This is a genomic window from Paenibacillus sp. TCA20, from assembly GCF_000732325.1.
GTDB classification, from domain to species: domain Bacteria; phylum Bacillota; class Bacilli; order Paenibacillales; family Paenibacillaceae; genus Paenibacillus; species Paenibacillus urinalis.
Window position 1 is genome coordinate 17,190 of sequence record NZ_BBIW01000025.1, and the last position, 20,984, is coordinate 38,173.

19 protein-coding genes are annotated in these 20,984 nt (G+C 41.1%); 17 read left to right on the top strand and 2 right to left on the bottom strand.

The genetic code is table 11. The features are described 5' to 3' along the window. The first annotated feature begins 2 nt into the window (after positions 1-2). The 6 genes from TCA2_RS25495 to TCA2_RS25520 all read left to right on the top strand — a co-directional run bounded on the left by TCA2_RS25495 (position 3) and on the right by TCA2_RS25520 (position 7,356). Positions 3-398, top strand: a complete 396-nt coding sequence (locus TCA2_RS25495) for a PrgI family protein (protein WP_052512301.1) — start codon at positions 3-5, stop codon at positions 396-398. Further along, entirely contained in the window at positions 349-2,718 is a 2,370-nt protein-coding gene (locus TCA2_RS25500; protein ID WP_047914418.1) for a VirB4-like conjugal transfer ATPase, CD1110 family, read from the top strand. The genes TCA2_RS25495 and TCA2_RS25500 overlap by 50 nt, the downstream gene beginning before the upstream one ends. Further along, complete coding sequence (locus tag TCA2_RS25505) at positions 2,715-4,910, top strand: C40 family peptidase (RefSeq protein WP_047914419.1); 2,196 nt, start codon at positions 2,715-2,717, stop codon at positions 4,908-4,910. Before TCA2_RS25500 ends, TCA2_RS25505 begins: the two co-directional genes overlap by 4 nt. An 8-nt stretch (positions 4,911-4,918) precedes the next feature. Beyond that, complete coding sequence (locus TCA2_RS25510) at positions 4,919-5,722, top strand: hypothetical protein (RefSeq protein ID WP_047914420.1); 804 nt, start codon at positions 4,919-4,921, stop codon at positions 5,720-5,722. A gap of 24 nt (positions 5,723-5,746) precedes the next feature. Continuing rightward, positions 5,747-6,028 (top strand): hypothetical protein, encoded by a 282-nt coding sequence (locus tag TCA2_RS25515; protein ID WP_047914421.1) that lies wholly within the window; start codon positions 5,747-5,749, stop codon positions 6,026-6,028. A 62-nt stretch (positions 6,029-6,090) separates the two neighbouring features. Further along, entirely contained in the window at positions 6,091-7,356 is a 1,266-nt protein-coding gene (locus tag TCA2_RS25520) for a hypothetical protein (RefSeq protein ID WP_047914422.1), read from the top strand. Between the two features lie 151 nt (positions 7,357-7,507). Here TCA2_RS25520 and TCA2_RS25525 read toward each other — a convergent pair whose 3' ends face one another. Continuing rightward, complete coding sequence (locus TCA2_RS25525; RefSeq protein WP_047914423.1) at positions 7,508-7,834, bottom strand: helix-turn-helix domain-containing protein; 327 nt, start codon at positions 7,832-7,834, stop codon at positions 7,508-7,510. Between the two features lie 306 nt (positions 7,835-8,140). On the opposite strand from TCA2_RS25525, the gene TCA2_RS25530 reads away from it, so the two are divergent. Next, entirely contained in the window at positions 8,141-8,731 is a 591-nt protein-coding gene (locus TCA2_RS25530; protein WP_047914445.1) for a hypothetical protein, read from the top strand. 1,164 nt (positions 8,732-9,895) lie between these two features. On the opposite strand, the gene TCA2_RS25545 is transcribed toward TCA2_RS25530, so the two are convergent. Then, positions 9,896-10,102, bottom strand: coding sequence for a DUF1657 domain-containing protein (locus tag TCA2_RS25545; protein WP_007781230.1), 207 nt, complete (start codon positions 10,100-10,102; stop codon positions 9,896-9,898). Positions 10,103-10,313: 211 nt separating this feature from the next. Here TCA2_RS25545 and TCA2_RS25550 point away from each other — a divergent pair, with 211 nt between their 5' ends. The 10 genes from TCA2_RS25550 (at position 10,314) to TCA2_RS25600 (ending at position 20,959) form a co-directional block, all read left to right on the top strand. Further along, on the top strand, positions 10,314-11,174 hold the full coding sequence (locus tag TCA2_RS25550; protein ID WP_047914425.1) for a DUF421 domain-containing protein: 861 nt from the start codon (positions 10,314-10,316) through the stop codon (positions 11,172-11,174). A 493-nt stretch (positions 11,175-11,667) separates the two neighbouring features. Next, positions 11,668-12,399 (top strand): tyrosine-type recombinase/integrase, encoded by a 732-nt coding sequence (locus TCA2_RS25555; protein ID WP_052512302.1) that lies wholly within the window; start codon positions 11,668-11,670, stop codon positions 12,397-12,399. A gap of 1,832 nt (positions 12,400-14,231) precedes the next feature. Further along, the gene (locus TCA2_RS26830; protein ID WP_081872843.1) at positions 14,232-14,408 is read left to right on the top strand and encodes an aspartyl-phosphate phosphatase Spo0E family protein; all 177 of its coding nucleotides are present in this window, start codon (positions 14,232-14,234) and stop codon (positions 14,406-14,408) included. Between the two features lie 74 nt (positions 14,409-14,482). After that, a complete protein-coding gene (locus tag TCA2_RS25570) occupies positions 14,483-15,319 on the top strand; it encodes an ArdC family protein (protein WP_047914428.1) in 837 nt (278 codons plus the stop codon). A gap of 365 nt (positions 15,320-15,684) precedes the next feature. Continuing rightward, entirely contained in the window at positions 15,685-16,848 is a 1,164-nt protein-coding gene (locus tag TCA2_RS25575; protein ID WP_047914429.1) for a replication initiator protein A, read from the top strand. Between the two features lie 1,480 nt (positions 16,849-18,328). Continuing rightward, positions 18,329-19,093 carry a ParA family protein gene (locus tag TCA2_RS25580; RefSeq protein WP_047914430.1) on the top strand — a complete coding sequence of 255 codons (765 nt, stop codon included), beginning with the start codon at positions 18,329-18,331 and terminating at the stop codon, positions 19,091-19,093. Beyond that, positions 19,086-19,361, top strand: coding sequence for a hypothetical protein (locus TCA2_RS25585; RefSeq protein ID WP_047914431.1), 276 nt, complete (start codon positions 19,086-19,088; stop codon positions 19,359-19,361). Before TCA2_RS25580 ends, TCA2_RS25585 begins: the two co-directional genes overlap by 8 nt. Before the next feature lie 575 nt (positions 19,362-19,936). Then, positions 19,937-20,164, top strand: a complete 228-nt coding sequence (locus tag TCA2_RS25590; protein WP_047914432.1) for a hypothetical protein — start codon at positions 19,937-19,939, stop codon at positions 20,162-20,164. Between the two features lie 152 nt (positions 20,165-20,316). Beyond that, entirely contained in the window at positions 20,317-20,514 is a 198-nt protein-coding gene (locus TCA2_RS25595; protein WP_047914433.1) for a hypothetical protein, read from the top strand. Further along, positions 20,507-20,959, top strand: a complete 453-nt coding sequence (locus tag TCA2_RS25600; RefSeq protein WP_081872845.1) for a zeta toxin family protein — start codon at positions 20,507-20,509, stop codon at positions 20,957-20,959. The genes TCA2_RS25595 and TCA2_RS25600 overlap by 8 nt, the downstream gene beginning before the upstream one ends. Positions 20,960-20,984 lie beyond the last annotated feature (25 nt).

Here is a 20,984-nt window from a genome sequence, read left to right on the forward strand (position 1 = left end):
CTATGATTGAGATAAGAATCCCCAAGGAGATAAGAACCTATAAAGAAAAATTGTTCTTTGGTTTAACGCTCAGACAGTTGATTTGCACCCTAATCGCCGTTGTGGTTAACGTGCCGCTGTACTGGTTTGGCAGGGACGTTATAGGAGCCGATGCTGCAAGTTGGGTGGTTATATTCGTTGCGATGCCATTATTCTTAATCGGATATTTTAACTATAACGGTATGACCTTTGAACAATTTATAAAATCTGTGATTCAGCAGGAGTTCATTTATCCGCAAAAAAGAAAATATATCACTTTGAATATGTTTGAGCTGCTTACAACAGAAAACCAAAAGGGGGGGAATAAGCGTGCTGTTTCTAAACAAAAAAAGCGCAAAAAAGAAAGCGAGAATTCCTAAATCAAGTCAACAATCCATTCCATATTCCGCAGCTTCTGAGGACGGGATTTTGAAACATGGCAAGGATCGCTACTCTAAAACCTTCTCTTATGTGGACATCAATTATCAGGTTAGTAAGCAAGATGATCAAGAAGAAGTATTTTCGAAATACTGCGAGTTTTTAAACTTCTTTGATGACACTGTTAATCTCCAAGTGACCATAATCAATAAAAGCTTTAACAAAGAAGATTTTGAAAGCAGAGTAATGATTAAGTCTCGGAATGACCATATGGAGCCATTTCGTGAAGAGTACAATCAAATGTTGAAACGCAGAATATCGGGCGGTAAGAATGAGATAAAAAAAGAGAAATTTGTCACGGTCAATATTGAGTCTATTTCCATGGACGAAGCACGCAACACATTCCTGAGAATGGAGAGAGAGACGCAGGCCGTATTCAAAAGAATGGGTAGCTCCATCAGTGGTTTAAACCTTAATGAACGTCTGGAGCTGCTACATGATGTGTATCGTATGGGTCAAGAAGGACACTTTACTTATGATCCGAAAGAGCATAAGAGAAAAGGGCTTATAACCAAAGACCTTATAGCTGCGGACTCTCTTACCTTTAAACGGGATCATATGATAATAGGCGATAAATACGCAAGGGCTATTTACATCAAAGATTTGCCTACCTTTCTAAACGACAAATTCCTTAGCGAGATCACCGATTTCTCTTTTAATCTGATCACGACTATGAATATCAAATCTGTGGACTCTTATAAGGCGCTCAGGATCGTTAAGAAGCAGATTACAGGCATGGAAGCTAATAAGATTGAATACCAGAAACGAAGCCTTAAAAACGGTTATCTGGAGGCGTTTATTCCTCATGAATTAAAGCACTCGCTTACAGAGGCAAATGAACTTTTGGATGATTTGATCAATAAAAATCAAAAGATGTTCCTAACAAACATCGTATTGATTCATTTTGCAGATACGCTTGAGGCATTAAACAAGGATACTAAAGAGATTTCAGCCATAAGCAGTAAATTCCTTTGTCAAACGGGTACATTGCATTACCAGCAAGAAGATGCATTGAATTCGTGCTTACCATTTGGGCTGAATCTGCTTAAAATATCACGGACATTGACTACAGAAAGCACAGCTATTTTCATGCCATTCACCAACCAAGAATTGTTTCAGGAGGGTGGAATGTATTACGGGCTGAATGCTGTATCACGAAAATTGATTATGTTCAACAGGCTTTCGCTGGATACACCGAACGGCTTTATATTGGGAACGCCGGGTTCAGGTAAATCTTTCGCGGCAAAAAGGGAAATGGTAAACGTGCTTCTCAACACGGATGATGATGTGATCATCATCGACCCGGAGCGCGAATACACACGACTTGTATCCAATTTCAAAGGAGAAGTTATTCATATTTCTGCTGGATCAAAGAACTACATCAATCCGCTGGATATGACAATGGACTATGCAGATGATGATGACCCATTGATGCTTAAATCTGATTTTGTACTCTCTCTCTGCGAGGTAATAGTCGGTGGTAGATATGGCCTTACACCAAAGGAAAAATCAATTATTGACCGATGCTTGAAACTCACATACCACAAGTATCTACAGACGTTTTCGAAAGATGATATACCGACACTAATTGATTTCTATGAACAGCTCAAACAGCAAGAAGACCCGGAAGCTATCGAAATTGCTACAGCGCTTGAGCTTTATGTTAAGGGTAATCTGTCTGTATTCGCTAATAAGACAAATATCAATATAGATAACCGTCTTGTATGCTTTGACATTAAGGATTTAGGGAAGCAGCTCAAGACAATGGGGATGCTCATTGTGCTTGACCAAATTTGGAACCGAATCACCCTTAATCGTGGTAAGGGTAAGCGGACATGGATATATATTGATGAAATTTACTTGCTCTTTGCTAATGAATATTCAGCAGCTTTCTTATACGAACTGTACAAACGGGCCAGAAAATGGGGAGGGATTCCAACAGGAATCACCCAAAACGTCGAGGATTTGCTTAAATCAGACCTTGCACGAACGATGCTTTCTAACTCCATGTTCTTGATGATGCTCAATCAAGCTAAATCGGATCGCCGCGAGTTAGCGACTTTGCTGGACATATCGGAAACGCAGCTTAGCTATGTGACAAATGCAGATAGTGGGCAGGGGCTAATGTTTATCGGGAACGGTGAAGGTAAAGGGATTGTTCCTTTCCATGACGAGTTCCCAAGGGATACGAAATTATACAAAATGATGACGACCAAGGTTGATGAAGTAAGGGAGGCTAATCTGGAGAGTAATACAGCATGAGGAAGAACAATATCCGTACCCGTACTTCATCTAAAACCACTGTCAGAAATGTATATGCTAAGGGCGTCCTCAATAACAAAGTGAAGTCTAACCGGAACACGGCTGCTCATCCCTCCAGTAACGGAGGGATGAAGTCCAGATTACGCAGCCATATTTCAAGGGAAAGCCAGAATGAAAAAATAAAGACCACTGTCAGAAATACGCATGTTAAGCGTGGCCTCAGTAACAGAGCGAAGATTAACGGGAGAACAGTTGTTCAGCCCTCCAGCCATGACAGGAGGATGAATGCTAGGCTACGCAGCCATATTTCAAGAGAGAGCCAGAATGAAAAGGTAAAAGCCACTATCAGGAATACACATGTTAAGCGTGGAGTGAAGGTTAACCGGAGGACAGCTGTTCACCCCTCCAGTAGTGACAGGAGGATGAACGTTAGGCTACGCAGACATATTTTAAGGGAACGCCAGGACAAAAAGATAAAGACCACCGCCAGAAACGTATATGTTAAGCGTGGCCTCAGTAACAAAATGAAGCTTACCCGAAAAACACCTGTTCATTCCACCAGCAATATCAAAGGGATCAGGGCTGCACTTCGCAACCATATTTCAAGGCAAAGCAAGGAAAAGATAAAGACCGCTGCCAAAGAGACTGCAAGGCAGCTTACACGGACAATAGATCCTCATGATCATGAGGAAGCACATGACGTTATTACATCCTTGGAGCTTCCGAGGGATGGGGTAAAAAAAACCAGAACCGCGTATAAAAATATTAAAAAATCAACAGACCGGATTAAACATGCCAACCATTATATAAAAAATCGCCGCTACCGTGTGCCAACTATCTCAGCACATCGCAAAATAAAGGGAAGCAATGCTACTAAGGGCAGTTCTAAAATCAGTGTCAACAAGATCAAGACATTAAGCAGCAAGTATGTACCCAAAGGGCGTTATTCATCGCTTGGCCTTAAAAATGGGATGAGAAAGGCTGCTTCTTCTGCCGCTTCCTACTTAAAGCTTGCTGCTCAACAGGCTGCTAAAAAATTTGTGGCGGCTATAGCAGCTAACCCCAAAGTTTGGATTGTAGGAGCGGCTGTGGCGGCAGGTATATTCTTCCTAATGATGCTGACAAACAGCATGGGGGGAACCACCACATCTTCAGCTGGTTCGTTTTTTATGACAGATGAAGATAATGCTCGAAAATACAAGGAGGTTGTGGAGAGGCTTAATAATGAATTTCAAGAAGAAATCAACCGGCTTCAAAATAGTGGTGGTTACGATAAGGTTCGAACAGACTATATGAATGAAGATGGTTTTGCCCATGCTAGTTGGGTTGAGATGTTCGCCATTCTTGCAGTTCAATTCGAACAAGATTTAGAGTTCACAGATAAACAAGAAAAATTTATGGAGGAAATTTACGAGAAATTCAATGTTATAGAAACAAGGACAGAGACTGAAAGAATAAGAAAATGTTCTACGGACAGCGATGGGAATAGAGACTGTGAAACGGAAATTAAAACAACACTTGTTATTGAGATTTACACCTATGATATGGAGGATATTTTCGAACAGATTGGTTTCAACGAAGAACAACAAGAATGGGCTAGGCGACTTGTTACCTCGGGAGCGATACAAGAGCAATTTCCGGATTTGGCCCAAGAATTACCTGGAGGGGGAACCGGACCGGGACCGGGGATTCCACCGCCTGAATTTACTGGTGATGTAAGCGAGGCGAGGAAAAAGCTGATTGAAACTGCTCTAACGCTGGAAGGTAAGGTCAAATATTTCTGGGGAGGGAAAAGCGGCCCCGGTTGGAACGATAAGTGGGGAACTCCGGTTAAAGTAACAGCGCCGGGAAGTAGGACGACCGGGACATATCAGCCTTACGGGATGGATTGCAGCGGCTTTATAGATTGGGCATTTAAAACAGCTGGCCTTGGCAACTCGTTTTCTGCTGGCGGTACCTCTTATCAATGGAGTAAAACCTATGCGATCAAGGAAAGCGAGTTAATACCCGGTGATTTGGTATTTAAGAACATACCGGGACAGGGCGGTGTGAATCATATTGGTATTTTCATCGGTAGAGACAGTAAGGGTAAACCTATCTATGTACATTGTCAGGGAGGGACGGGGGTCATTGTAAACAGTTATAAAGGCTTCAAGTACCCGAGAAGACCCTTATTATTTTCAGGAGAGTAGGTGAATATGTGCGAAAGCGTTTTGTCTCTAGTATAGCGATCGCTTCTGTTATCTTCTTTGCAGTATCCGCTGGTTCTTCCTTTGCAGCGGAAGCCACTAAAACGCCGCCGCCTTCTTCGAAGGCGGCAAGCCAAACCAATAAGGCGAATAAGGCTGATCAGAAGCCAGTTACAACCGGATCAACGAGTAAACCAACAAAACAGCCAGAAGCTGAATCTGCGGTAGGGAACATGCTTCAAATAAGCGCTGCTGTTCCTCCAGAATTCGATAAGACTATCCTTGTTAATTTCACATCTACTGACAATGAGAATGTTATGGCCCGACTGGATAAGTTGAACGGATATACGTATGAAGAAGACGTGAAGCCAGGGACTTACAAAGTTGATTTCATTAATGTTGTGGGGGAAAATGCCACGGACTATAACATTGATTCGTCCGAGAAAGTTATCGTCAAGAAAGGTGATACGGTTGAATTCAAAATACAGCTTTCTTTGAAACCCACGGCTAAGCCAAAAGAAGAGCTTTCTTCAAATGAGGAACCTACAGAGGCGAGCGTCGAAAGAATGCTTAACGGGACGGATTCGAGCGGGAATCAGAACGCTGTTACAGATCGCGGTGTTCAAAGCTCCGCAAACAGTGCTTTAAGTGAATCAGCTGCTGTTAAACCAACCGAAAAACCACAGCGGCAAAAATTCACCATACAACCCCAAACACTGAAAATCATTATTGGGATCACTATTATTGCTTTGTTGGCACTCATGGTATTTCTTTATAAACAGATTAGTTACAAGCATGATTACTATGATTGCTAAGGATTTTGTTAAGGAGGTTTTTTTGTGGAAGATAAATTGCTAAAGCTGATGGAGAAAGAAGAGGCTTTGAAAAAGAAAAAGGAGAAAATTGAGGAAGACTTACGGAAGGTAGCCAAACAGATCAAGGAAGTTGAACATCAACAGAAGGTAAGAGATATTGAGGACAGCATAGTGATTTTGAGTAGCCATGGCATTAATTTGAATGATGTAATCAAGGAAATCCAACAAGGGAAATTTGACCATTTAAAGAAAGCTTCTGCTGATGCTGGAGGGAATACATCCGGTGAGGCTGTGGGGCAAGGTTAAATCATTATATCTGAGGGCTGAATAATCGCTATTCAGCCCTTTATTTTGAAGGGAGTATTGTGATGGTGAAACGTAAAAAATGGTTGTTTGTCAGTCTTGGAGTAGTTGTACTGCTTATGATCGCTGGAGCAATGGTGGTGAACACAAGCACCTCAAGAGAAGGTGTCCTAAATAGAATCAGCGCGGCAATAGACAATAACGATACAGAATTGCTCATATCTGTAATGCCTGATGAAATACAAGGCTATCCAACAGTGGAGGATTCGGCTAAATACTTTTTGCAGACAGCAGCTGACAACAAGGAGCTGACAATGCAACTCTTGGATAAGGAAAATTCTGATGTAGCAAACAGCGTTAAAGAAATGCGTTTGAGTGGAGAGTTTCCATTCAGCATAGAAAAATCGGGGAAGAAACTGCTGTTTTTTGATAAATACGTGTTGTTGCCTAAAGAAACTTATGTGACCTTTAAAGACCTTAGCAATGATGTTACGTTGAAACTTAATGGCAAAGAAGTGAAGCGTGAGGACTTACAAAAACCATTACTAGCAGGAAGCTATGAAATTGAAGCTATCAAGTCATCTGCATGGACAAGCATCACTGATAAGAAATCAGTAACAGCTGGAGAAAAGCCGAGTAGGGAATTGTCATTTGACTTAACGGGGTATGTTCTGGATTTGTCTAAGGAACTAAAAGGAGCTGAAATTTTGTTTAAAGGTAAAGGGACAGGAATCCGTGTTGGCGACCCTAAATCAGCAGAGTTTGGGCCTATAGAGGAATCTGACGAGAAAGAGATACAGCTTGCAGCGCAATTTCCGTGGGGAGAAACGTTAAGCTCGCATTATGATAAATCATACTATACCCTTGGTAGCGGATCACACTTCTATTTTATTCCTGATATAGAATTCGCAAACGAGTTGTTCCTTGGTTTTGCAGAGGAATACGCTCAAGCAAGTGTAAAACAAAGTGTTGAGCCTTTCAAAAGTGCCACGGACAAATTCAAGGCTAAACAAGCAAATGCTTATCAGCCTTCAATGTTTGGTAACTACTCTTATAATTTAATTAAAACCTATTTCAATAAGGAAACACCCAAAATTGTAATCGACAAAGAGGGTAATCCGGTCATGCAGCTGGACGGAGTTATTCGATTGAATAGACTGAAAACCGATTATCTTAGGGAAAAGGAGTATGTTTATTCTCTTTCCCTAAAAGCTTTATATGATGAGGAAAAGCAGATATGGAGTATTGATGAGGCAAACTTAGGGTCTTTTGCAAGTATTCCTAATCAAAATGAAGAGGGTAAATACGTTATCACGACTGCAAAAAAATAGAATTGTACACATACACAAGAATGGCCACTCTCGATCAGCGTGGCCATTCTTGTTTTTTGTATACATTAAACGATTCCGGAAAGAGCCGGCAGCTCACATTTTGTATACAGATTATGCTCTGTTGCACATGCCAGGATAGATTTTGTACTTTTTATACTTCGTCAAATACCTCTTTCAATATGTTAAGTGCTTTTCTTTGCTCTTTCTCGCTTCTTTTTAATAGCAGTGCATGGATTTCCATAATATCTTCGCTGTCTTGTCTTCTTCCTAAACTCATAAGTTCAAAGAACTCAATATTTAAAGCGCTTGATATCTTTATGATGGTCTCTAATGTAATGTTGCTTTCACCGCGCTCAACTCTGCCGACAAAGGAGAAGGATGAGCCTATTTCATCTGCTAGGGCCTGTTGGGTTAAACCCTTTTCGGTCCGCAACTTCCTTATAATACTTCCGATTTGTTCAGCAATAGTTTGATTCATAAAAGTGATCTACTCCTCTTACTAAGAAGTGTAGACAATTGGCGAAATGTAGTGGAGCCACTATAAGATTTAAAAGTTTTAAATATTGTTCCCATATGTGTCATGGGGTATACTGTAAATATCTTCAAAAGAAACAATGTTTTGTCGATATATAGTTTCATGGTCAAACTACTTGATACTAAGGGGATTTGACTAATGGGGATTTCGTTGGTTATATTTGTAATTATATGGAGGAAATTTCTATGTAATGACAGCTAAGATGCTCTTATATAGTGAAATGAATCTATTTTATGGAGGCGGTTGGTAGTGGAAAACCAGAACGATATAGACAATGAATTTTATTTGCTGTCGGATCATGTAAATGCCTTGGATAAAGGGTTTGAGTTATTCCGACTAAACTACAGGCAGAACAATTGGAACGAAGCGGATCGCGTTGCTAATCATATTTTGTCCTTGGCAGAACGGATGTATGAAAACAAGAAAAAATGGGGTGAACTTGTTATTCCTTTAAATCAAATGCTAAAGCGTCCTTTGATTTTTTATTTTGGATACGGATATTTAGCAAAGTCAATCGTTTTCCAGAAGCAAGGTCTTTTTGACCGCGCTAGAGAGTACATAGCCAAATATGCGGATTTGGGATGGTATGAGAATGCCACAGATGAAGATATGGAGGAAATTGAGCGGTTTAAAGGATTTGCGAAGGCTAACGGGTACGCCGTTGATTTATTGTCTGGCAAGATAGAATTATTAAAAGAGTATGTTGATTTTATATTTGAGAACGATGAGGAAACACTGCCCGGATTAGTTACAATTTTTGAAGCTGCAAACTTGAATGAATGGAATATAGACGAATATTACTATAGCTCTATTCCTGAGCAGTTAGACACTGTCCAATGATACAAACATGCCATAATTAATACTCAATAAAATCAAGGGTTCTTATTAGTTGAAAGGGGATGTTTGTGTCCTAGTTCAGTGACACAAACATCCCCTTTTACGTATCTGGTGACACAAACATATACTTATAAGGCGCGAAAATTATTTACCGAAAATTATGACTATGATAAGATAATAGCAAAATCTTGTCAAAAAAAGGTGTTTTATGTACGAGCCAATATTCCTATTAAACGAAGCAGTCGGTAGTAGCTATTGGGAAAGGTATAGTTACAAGCTTCAAAAGGACGTTCAATTGTTCGGTGATCTTAAGTACGATCATTGGATATTGGTCGAAACGGATCCCAACATTCTTAAATTTTGCGAAAGACCAAACAGTGAGAAACTGCTAGAAAATAATTTACATAAGATAAGGTTTTTGATATGTGGCAGCTTGAACGAAACGGAAAAGAAACGTTTGTAAACGTAAGATATAAAAACCAAGAGACTGATCATGAGAGGTTAGAAAAATGGTGCTTTAAATAAGGATATGACTATAAAGTACTCTACGAAGAGGACATACGCGGACAAGATCTTTACCTGAAAAATATGAAGTAGTTACTGCCATATATCGGTCAACGGAATATTCCCATCGAAACGGATAAAAGGCACATTCTACGTGCTCTCGGTGACGAAACTAAAACTATCGGAGAGTTGCAAAGCATATGTTCAACAATTCCGATCAGTCGTATCCATATATTTCTTAATTTATTCAGGAGAACTAATTGCATCCAATATAAAGGAAGTCGAATTAGGAATCTTGACCGAGGTGAAGCGAATTGGGTAGAAAACGGATTTTAGAAAATGTCGAAATTGAACCGAAATATTTGGATATAAACAACTGGCCAGTCGTTTTAACCGACGATTGGTCGGAAGAACGTAAAGAGGTTTTCCTTAAAAGGAAAGCTGCAGTCGAAATGAGGGGGAACTTGGATACTGTCAACTTTAGCAGTGGCGATGGGGGCGGCAGTGTTTAGGTTTATCCAAGGTTAGCTGTCTAAACAAAAGAATAGTGGCGAAAAGAGATCAAACCCTACTCAACTTGTAGGGTTTGATCTCTTTTCTAATCTGTTCACCGATGAAAACAGACAAGCCATGTCCTCAATATTCATGGTTTGTCTGTTTTTCTTAAAACCCCTTATATTGAGGTTCTTCATTTTCCAACTGTTGTACGCGGCTTTCTACTTGCTGCACGATTTGTTGGGTTTGTTGGGCCGCATTCGTAAAGAGCGATTTTGCTTCTTGATTTTGTGTTTCCAAAGCAAATTGTTCCAGACTCGCCTGAGCACTTTTTAAAGATGCTACGCACGTTTTCACTTGAGAAGCAACTGTCACGGAATGTCACCTCCTTTACCTTAGGATAGGATAATGTTTCAGGGGTAATAGGAATAGATGCTTACATTCTCCCAATACCGAAATTAATATTTCCGTCTCGCAACAAAAGCATACGTTAGAAAAATTTTCAAATGGAAATGTATGAAAATAATGGAATAGGGACATATTAACTTTTGTCGATTAAATGTGATTGGAAAGGAATGGTGATATTATGCCGGATTGGGTAGAAATTGCTTTGCGAACGTTATTGGCTATGGGGGTTCTTTTTGTCCTAACGAAGATATTGGGTAAACGACAGGTATCAGAGCTTTCATTGTTTGAGTATATCACCGGCATCACGATCGGCAGCCTTGCAGCTTACGTTTCGTTGGATCTGGAGTCCAATTGGTATCTGGGCTTGGTTGCGATGACGGTTTGGACCGTTGTTTCTTTAGGGATTGAACTTTTACAGCTGAAAAGCAAAACGGCAAGAGACCTATTCGACGGCAAAGCAACAGTACTCATTAAGGACGGCAAGATCATGGAGGATAACCTAAAAAAAGAAAGGATTACCACGGATGAACTTATGGAACAGCTTCGAATAAAGAATGTGTTCAAAGCTGCCGATGTTGAATTCGCCATCATGGAGTCAAGCGGTGACGTTAGCGTTCTTTTAACCAAGGAAAATCAACCGTTTACGCCTAAACACCTGGGGATAAATGTCGGGCCAGAACAAGAACCTCAATCGGTCATTATGGATGGAAAAATAATGGACGAACCGCTTGCCACGATAGGTCTAAACAGGCAATGGTTGGATACGGAACTGGAGAAATTAGGTGTTTCGATTGATAACGTATTTCTTGGACAGGTGGATTCCTATGGCCAGCTATACGTTGATTTATTTGATGATCAGATCAAAGTACCGAAACCCCAGAAAAAAGCCGCGTTGCTTGCAACATTGAAAAAGTGTGAAGCGGATCTCGAAATGTTTGGCTTATCTACCAAAGAACAAAATACAAAGCAGATGTACGAGCAATGTTCAAAAGCGTTAGAAAAGATTATTGATGAAGTTAAACCATTGCTGATTCGTTAACAATTCGCCAATTATACGTCAGCTGAAAATCGAGGAGGATGTTCATGGCAAATAATAGCGCGTGGTGGATCGGCTCTTTCGTAGATCAGAAGTCGGTTTCCAAGGCTAGAGTTCGAGGAACCTCCAAGTTAAGCTGGTCTCAGTAACCCCCGCAGAAGAATTCCCTGAACACTCGGCATTACAATCGATCGTAGGGCAAGTTTGGCAGGATAAAAAGAATTACTCGGGAGTACTCGTGCAAGAGAGGTTAGATGGCAAATTGCGATCCATGAATGATCACCAGGACGAGACAAATAGGCTACCAGAAAAAGTAAGTCAGGCAGCCTATTTGCTCTAAATACAAGGAGGGGACTGTACCCCACCATTAGTATATATACCGTGGAGGTTGTATAAGTACAATTATCGAGTTGGAACGAGGTCCGATCAGTGCTGATAGATAAAAATTCTTCGAGGTAAACTTTCCACAACGAATACGAATAAAAGGCATCCAAAATTGGGCACCGTTTTTGCAGCCACGACGAGAGCACGCATCATTTCCTCAATAAGACAGTTTTTTAAATGGGCTGTTAAACAACAATACCTTCGATATGATGTTTCCCAGTATATAGAGAACCCGAAACTCGGTGAACGGCTTCCTAAAAGCCTTTCTCTACAGGATGCCATGACATTTGAACAATACGCCGCGAAGCGCAAATTTAAAGAAAGAGACTCATTAATCACTACGCTGTTTTTATTGCTCGGACTACGGGTTTCTGAACTCGTAAGTATCGATCTCAAGCATTTCAATGAAGATGATGGATCGCTCGCAGTCATTGGTAAAGGGAACAAGGAAAGAAAACTCGTGTTGACACCGAAAATAATTCGGGCCCTGGAGAATTATAAGCCAGTTCGGCAAATGATCCTACAAAAACGCAATAGAATTGATGAACCAGCGTTGTTTATTTCGGAAAAACGAGGGCAGCGGCTAACAAGAAGAGCTGTGGGATTAATCATCGAGGAAATTGCAAAAGATGCCGGTGTTCGAGCAAATAATTATAAAGTAACGCCTCATAAGCTGCGCCATACTTGTGCAACCGTTCTATATAACGACGGTGAGGGAGCTGATTTGTTGGCAATTGCTGATCTATTGGGCCACGCGGACCCCAAAACAGCCACGATTTATACAAAAGTGAATATAGAGAAAATGCGAAAAATCGTGACATCAAACCCTTTGGAATTAACCTAAATTGGATCATGGCATGTTTGTGTCACAAGCGGCATAAAAGGAGATGTTTGTGTCACTGAGAGTATTTCCATTCAGAACTTTGTAAGGAGATGTTTGTGTCAAAAATCCATCCGAATTTGGGCTTTAAGGTGATGTTTGTGTCATTAGACAGACACTTTTTCTGAGCTTGAAGACCTTGGAAATCGTGTATATTACGTAAAATTGCTGAATCAACTTGCAGCATACAATTTGAATCAGCGACGGTACGATATCGCAATTAATTATATCCTTGATTATATGCAAATAGCGGTTACAATGGACTTATACAGGGAATTTATTACAACTATAGGGATGTTTGAAAACGTCCGTAACCTAGCTACCACAGAGCAACAAATAAAGTACCAAAATATCTTACAGGAGGTGCATCATGAAAAAAGCATTAGTAGCTACATTTATGCTGATGACATTTCTTAGTATTGTGATTCCGGTTTCTTCACCGCCTTCCAATCCAACAATAACACCATTTAATCACGGCGTTAACGGGTAAAACAAAGGCCACTTGCATATGCAGGTGGCCTTTTGTAATGGAATCAACAATGTACACGTATATGTTTACGTTTACGTTTGCTTATATTGTGCGTCTCTATAGTAGTTGTGCCGCAGGTGCGGCAAAAGGTTTTCTGTTTCATCACAATTTAATGTGTAGGTTTCCGTTTCGATTTCGTCCATGCTGATAGGAGCCATATATGGATTGGAATTGATACTAAAGAATAAGCGATAAATGCTAAGTTGAATATAGTCTTATGTTGAAAAGTTTGTGCTTGGATATAGTTGCAGGATAGATACATAAGTATTGCGGATATGAAAACGTATTTGTTATATTCCTCTTTGCTCGTGCTGATCCGCAGGATTACCGCATGAAGCCACGCTACAAAAGACAAAATGGCTATAGTAAATACTGTTGCCATATCTTCACGCTCCCTTCTAGTAATATTATACCCATTATGTGAGAGATTCAGTCCTGTACACATATTATCGGCTTCAGATCCGCGGCCGTGATAGTTTCTGTGTACATTTTATCTGCTGCAGAAAGTACCAGGAGAAAAATACGTACACATCAAACCTAAACAAGTGAAGAAAACAGGTGTTTAATCCCCCGGTTCATCGGCCCTAAATCCCAAGCGACCCCGGAAAAAGCATCCGGGTTCCATTGGGATTCTTAACGGGCCTAGCAGGGAAGCTAAAGACTCTGGGGCAATGCTCATACATCATGGGGATTGCTCCGTTCCGTTTCACTCCACTCCACAAACCCCATCATGTACTACGAAGCAAAGGGAACCATGACTCCATTCCGCTTCGCTCCATTCCTTCATCGTTCCAAAACCTATTCAGGTAGACCCTTCGAAGATAAAACCTTGTGGGCAAGATCGAAGAAGTAAAGACAAGGCCCGTTCGCAGTAACCTGCGTGCAGCCTTACCATATTCCGTTTTTCAAAGAGATCATTCACATACCGTAGCCATCTAGTCGCATGGGATCATATAGAACCTCTCCGGGCAAGGCGAAAAAATTTTTTTGAGAAGTACACTCAAAATAATTTTTGTCGTCCCTTCGGGCAGCCTTGCCCTGCGAGAACCTATATGATCTTAAATCTGCGACGGCTACGGTATACGAATGATTTTGCTCTTTGAAAACTTCATACGGTAAGGCAAGACAGCAAGCAAGAAACTGCTCACAAACCTTAAAGGATTCCGCTCATCGCCGCTAGGGCTAGACAGGCAAACGGTTCCGAATAAGGGTTAGGGCCAAAAAAGTCAAGTCCGAATAAGTCATTTTGAAAGGAGGTGATAGCGATATGAACATTGAGATGTTGCGTAATCAGATTGAAAAGTTGCGAAAAGAACTCATTGATTTAGCAGAACGGATGGGTTTTACAGCGATGGAAGTTGTGGAGAAATCGCAAAAGTTGGACAAAGTGCTGAATGAATATGATCGAGCAATCCAAAGACAATCAAAAGGCCCGTTTGTTTAGCAGAACAAACGAGCCGGGGCGAAGATTTGAGACCCCTTCGCCCCTCCATTATAACACATAAGGGAGAGGTTAACATGAGCGAAAAAATCTATGAAATGGTTACAAATCGTATGATAGAGCTTTTGGAAAAAGGGGTTGTGCCTTGGCGCCGCCCGTGGCGAGTGGGTGCGGCTGTCAATTGGAAGACACAGAAGCCGTATCGGGGCGTTAATACGCTACTTCTGGAGCCGGGAGAGTATGCGACTTTCAAACAGGTAAGCGAAGCCGGGGGCAAAGTCAAAAAAGGCGAAAAGGGGCAATTCGTTGTTTTCTGGACATGGTTGGAGAAGGAAAACGACGAAACGGGAGAAATTGAAAAAATCCCATTTCTCCGCTATTACACGGTGTTTGAAATCAATACTCAATGTGAAGGATTACAGAGCAAGCGAAACGACGAAACATTTGACCATGATCCTATAGAAGCAGCAGAGCGGATTTGTGAAGGGTATAAAGACGCTCCGCCCGTCCGGTTTGCTTCCGGGCGTGCGTTCTATCGTCCAGCTGACGATATTGTGAGCGTGCCGCCTATCTGCGATTACAGCAAGCCAGAAGAATACTACAGCACGTTATTCCACGAGCATGTTCACAGTACAGGCCATGAAAGCCGCTTAAATCGTTCAGGAATTACCGAGCTTGCAGCCTTTGGAGATGAGAGTTACAGCAAAGAGGAATTGGTAGCGGAGATCGGGGCGGCAATGCTTTGCGGTGTAGCTGGTATTGATAACAGCACCATAGAGAACAGCGCGGCTTATGTGGGCAGTTGGTTGCGCAAGCTTAAAGATGATAAGAAGTTAGTTGTACAGGCCGCAGGACAGGCACAGAAGGCCGCAGATCATATTTTAGGGGTAACGTTCGAGGCAGCTTCTGAGTAACTAGAGCGGCCCCCATCCAACCGGGTCCCTTCCCGGTTGGATGGGGGAAGTTCATTGTTTTTCTGTACACAAAATTTAAACCTGGATCTCGCCTGAAGGTGAATTTTTGTACTCAAAATATCAGCGGCCGGCTTAAACGTTTCCGGAATTCTGTGTACGGATTTTACGTTAAAAAAAGTGGCCATTGAAAGGAGTGTGTACAATGTACACTCAAAGGAAAAAACAAGCGATTCCCATGTATACCAATGGCAAGTTGAGAAATGGTAGACTATACGTAAGAACCCGTTCGGGGAATTGGATTCATTTGCGATTGCTTCTACTTGATATAGAATAATTACAGGCACATAGGAACGGTGGGAGGTTTTATGAAGGAATTTAATGAAATTGAATTGTGTCTTGATGATATAACAAGTGAATTTTTAAAGAGAACAAGGAAAATCGGTGATCCCTTAAAAGCAGCAACCATTAAGCAGGAAACAGTGGACGAGCTTAGTACAAGGCTTATTCAGATCGTTCCAGCAAAGTCATTATTCATGTTTGCCAACCAATACATTGATACTGTGAAGACTCAGCAGCATGATAATGAAAGCGATGCAGCCAGAGCAAAGGCAACAGTTGAAATTTTGGAAAGAGCGTTAAAAGTAAAATCAGTGGAATACTTGCGTGAGGTTGTACCCATTAACAGGAACATAGCGCAGCACGCTTTGTTTTCTGCTAATCCGAAGAACGTGCCGAATCAGCCCACAACGACTGTACACGGTGTGCGTTCTGTCCATATTAAGAACAATACGGGCGAGGTACTAACTACTTATGAAGCCCGTGTAATGGGCGCTATACAGTCTCTATGGTTCAAGCAGAACATAGACGGGAAACCCTATGTTGAACTAAAATACGCTGATATATTGAATGAATTAGGGCTAACGGATGGATCGGCAAACTATAAGCGCATCCAGGAAGCCTTAATGCGGCTTATGAAAATAGAAGTGACCTTAACACAGTATCAACGTTCAAAGGATTCAGAATATGAAGAGATCGCTTTTACTCGCTTAATAGATCAAATTATATTCAGGCGAAAGGTAGGAACTACCAACCACTTTCAATATAAGTTCCAAATAAAGCTGCCTGAATGGTTAGTTGAAGCTAACCGGGTAGGCAACTTGTTTGATATCTCTCTCATCCTTATGAATGACTTAAAATCATATCTGGCACAGGGTTTGTACTGGTTAGTGTCATCTTATCCCGAAGAATCTACAGTTACGTTTGAACTTCAAACGCTGGCTGGTCATTTTCACTTTTTAGATGATAACGAGCCGATCATGCAGGTGTATAAAATTGTTGAGCGAATCAAGAGCGCATGTATCGAACTGCAAGCAGTAGGCTTTATAGAACGCTTCGAGTTTAAAGGAAAGAAACAAGGGTTGCACGATCGCTATTTGACGGTTACAAAAAACCCGGTTTTCTTGAATACATTATCTCAATCGAGAGAGTTGATACCGGAACAATTAGAGTTTTTCCCTGACCCCTTATAGGGGTCTTTTTTGATACTTAAAACATCCATTTGACTACGGAAAACGATAAGAAACATCCATTTGACTACGGAAAAAGAACAAAAAAAAAGCAAAAATCATGAAATTACTTACTAAATCGTTCCAATTCCCCGAAACATCCGTTTAACTACGGAAAACCACCTCAAAACATCCGTTTGACTACGGAAAAGGCGCTCAAAACATCCGTTTAACTACGGAAAGTGAATACTGTCGCAATTTGCCAAAATTTAAACCTATAACGTATGATATTGATAGGTTCAAAGTTTTACAAAAAGAACCTTAAAAATAGCAAAAAGCCCACACACCAACACTGCAAAATGTCTCCGTCGCCAAACTAAGCCATTTTGTAGCGTTTCAAGAGTATGAGCCTTTACTATAATATGGGCCTATTATACTATAGCCCTTAATTTAAAGTAAAGTAAGGACTCTCTCTTTCCTGATGCCTTTTTTAGGTGTGCGTGCGGAAATTGAGAGTTTTTTTGCGTTCCTATACATAGCATAGGGCTAATTTCATAATCAAATATCAGGCGTTCGCATCCACTTTTTTTAAAAATGGACATGCGAGGGCTTAGTTTCTTATTGCCTTTTTTGAGAACTAAGCAGAATGCCACCCCAAAACGACTATAACTATACGCGGTATGTCGTCCGCGTCTCTCCCAACCGTGCATCCGTGAAAAAAGCCAAAGCCGTTCAATGGTTTAGGTCACGCGACGTCGGATGACTAACATGGACGGAGATGATTAAACCCGCCGAAGGGGATTCGGGCATCCTGCTGCCATTTGGCGGCAGGCACTGCCCTAATTTCGCGTGTCCACCCCTTCCAGATTGGCGATGTGACTCCATCGACCAATGTCCCGTCCGTGTGCGCCTATGGCGCAGGCTGCCGGGGGGAGTTAGTTCGACTATACGCGGTAAAGCACGACCTGGACGCGTCCCACCCCCCGACAAGCGAAACGACCGATGGCTGGCTCCATACGCCTGACATCAGCCCGATTGCCGCAGCTCCCCCCATTTTGGGGGGGCTGCGGCTCTCTCTCTCCTGCTTCTCCTCCGCCTGCCACAAATTCAAGTGACTGTCAACACAAAATTTAGAGCCGCAAATGTAGGGGTGGGCGTGGGGAGGATGATTTTAATCCTTAAGGCGAGCGTAGCTCGGCTACCTTTTCTAAACGGGGTGTGGATATCTTTTGGGGTGGAGGCGACTTTTCCACAGGTTTTAATAGGAGTATGGTAGAAGTACGAATGCTGCGTATAACTTACTATTTATGATTTTTCACTATATGAAATATTCATAATAGGAAGTGGAGGAATGACCACAGAATACACCTGTTGCCGCACCTGCGGCACAACAACATTTTAGCGTGAGGGTTAAGCTGATCAGTTCATGTTTACGTTTATGTTTACGTATACGTAAATGTATGTTATAATAACAACAATATTAAAGGTATAGGGAGGGCATGATATGGCAAAGGTTATCTCATTTGGCATACAAAAAGGTGGTTCGAGCAAGACAACTACTTCCGGAATTGTAGCTTATATTCTTAGTCAGGAATATGAAAAAAAGGTTCTTGCGGTTGATCTGGATTCACAAGGGAATTTGACTGAATTACTGACTCAACAAGACATTTATAACTTTCATGAGAAAACTGTTTTTGAAGCCCTAAAGGAAAAAGACGCACGTAAGTATGTACATAAGGTATCTGAGGGGCTAGACTTGCTCACGGCAGAGGATCATTTGGCGCGTTTTCCATCGTGGTTATATGAGTCTTATAAAGGCAACCGTTCGCTAGTGCTAAAGGAGACTCTTGAGAACGTACAAAGCGAATATGACTATATTATCATTGATACTCCGCCAGCTCTTGGTGATCAGACGATTAATGCACTAGCTGCTTCTGATGCAGTTGTTGCTATGTTTGAAGCAAGTAAATTTTGCTATTCAGCAATTGGCCGCTTTTTAGAAACATGCATTCATGTGCAGGAACTGGTCAATAAGGATATGAAGATTGCAGGAATACTGCGTTCTCTCATAGATTCAAGGAGAACCGATAATAAGGCTTTGATCGAGCTGATTGAGGAAGAATACGGGGAATTATGCTTTGAAACTATAATGACCCGTACAGCTGCTATAGGCCGCTTGTCTATTAATGGGTTTAAAGATAATCCTGAGTTGAATCAAGGTTTAAAACTGTACAGAGAATTCGTTAAGGAGCTGATTAAACGTGTCTAGTAGTAAGATGGATGAGTTGAAAAACAAAATAAGAAGCACGTCAGCCAGCAGCGTTCATCCTGAACTTATTGATACTTCACACGAAGACAAGCCGAAGCCCAAGCCTAAAAAGAAGAAATTTGAAGAAACGCATACAAGAGATACCGTTTGGATCGAGAATGATTTAAAAAAGAAGATAGATAGTCAGAGTGCGGAAAATGGCAGAGGGGAGAAAACAAGGATCATCAATGAAGCATTGAGGCTTTACTTTAATGAAGCACATAAATAATTACGTAAACGTGTACGTTTACATTTACGTATCAAAAAGAGGCTATCTGCTCGGATCGCAGACAGCCTCTTTTATTAGGGCCGTGTATGCAAAACCTATTTCAGCCAAATCCTTATTTGAAATCAACGCCACAAAAGGCATTTATTCCATTTGAACGAGGTGTTATACTTGTTTCAGGAGAACCGTGCTGGTAACACGGTTCTCTGGCAGTCGCTTTAAATAAAGGCGGCGGCTTACAAGGTGGGCTTTATGGGGCAGACCGCATCCTTTGACCGGGCGGTCTGTTTCTCAAATTATAAACGTTTACGTATACATATACGATTACATTTACGTATACGTAAATGTAATCTTTAATTAAGCAAATAGACGGATGAAGTGATTCTTTACGAAAGAAAGCGCGCACACGTAAATGTTTACGTATACATATACGTTTATATAATTACAATTATCGAATGTAAACGTAAACGTAAATGTATACGTATGTGTATTCATGGATACAAAACAGGCTTTGGTTACTATGTCAATACCCTTGAATAAATGCTATAATTAGGAAACGCTATGAAAGGAGGGCAAGAATGCAGGAATTTATTATAATCGTGCTGATCGCCAGCTTTCTGTATCCCATGAAAAATCTGATTGGTCTTTTAACACGTTTAGCCTTGTTCGGAATGATGGCCTACACTCTGTTCTCAGGCTCTATTCCGAATTGGGGGGATAAATTATTTGCATTAGTTATATTGTCCTTGCCTATCCTCATAAATTTGTTGGTTAGATTCCTGAAAATGAAAATAATAAAGGCTTAAACCGTCCTTTCAACAGGGCGGTTTTTTTTCAACACATAACAGAAGTTATGTATTGAAAATTTGCGCTAAACGCTTGTTTTTCAATACATAACTATGGTAAAATGAATTTATAAATTCAACACATAACTTTTTCGAAAAGGTGGCGATTACAGATGAGTCGGATTTCCACAAATGAATTGAAAGAAGTTTTGAAAAAAGCGACACATTCTGCTCGTGAAGAAGCTAAAAGAAACGGTGTACCAGCTGTCTATGAAGAAAATGGGGAAATGGTGAAGGAGTATCCAGATGGTAAAAAAACTAAAGTCGTTTTCACGGAAGAAGGACGAAAAGAAGTAGCCTATCATGAATAAACCTGTCATGACTGTTTTCGCTGGTACAAATGGAGCTGGTAAAAGCACGCTGACTAAACAATTAGTCGGGCGGATCGGAGAGGTAATCGACCCGGACGCGATTGCTAAAAGTATCAACCCTGACAATCCTGAAAGTGTCTCACCAGCAGCTGGCAGGGAAACTTTAAACCGTGTTAAGGAATGCATCCGGTCAGGGAGAAGCTTTTCCATCGAGACAACTCTTTCAGGAAAAACGGCCATTCGTCAAATGGAACAAGCAAAAGCATCCGGCTTTGAGGTTGATTTGTATTATGTGGGATTGAAGAATGTTGAATACCATATAAGCCGTGTTGAAATGCGGGTTGCTCAAGGAGGACATTTCATACCGGAGGAAGACATTAGACGCCGTTATGGGGTCCTACCAACAAAACGCGGAAAACATACGCCAAGAGAAATTCCGAGGTAAAAAGGCCGATGATTCCTACGCTAAG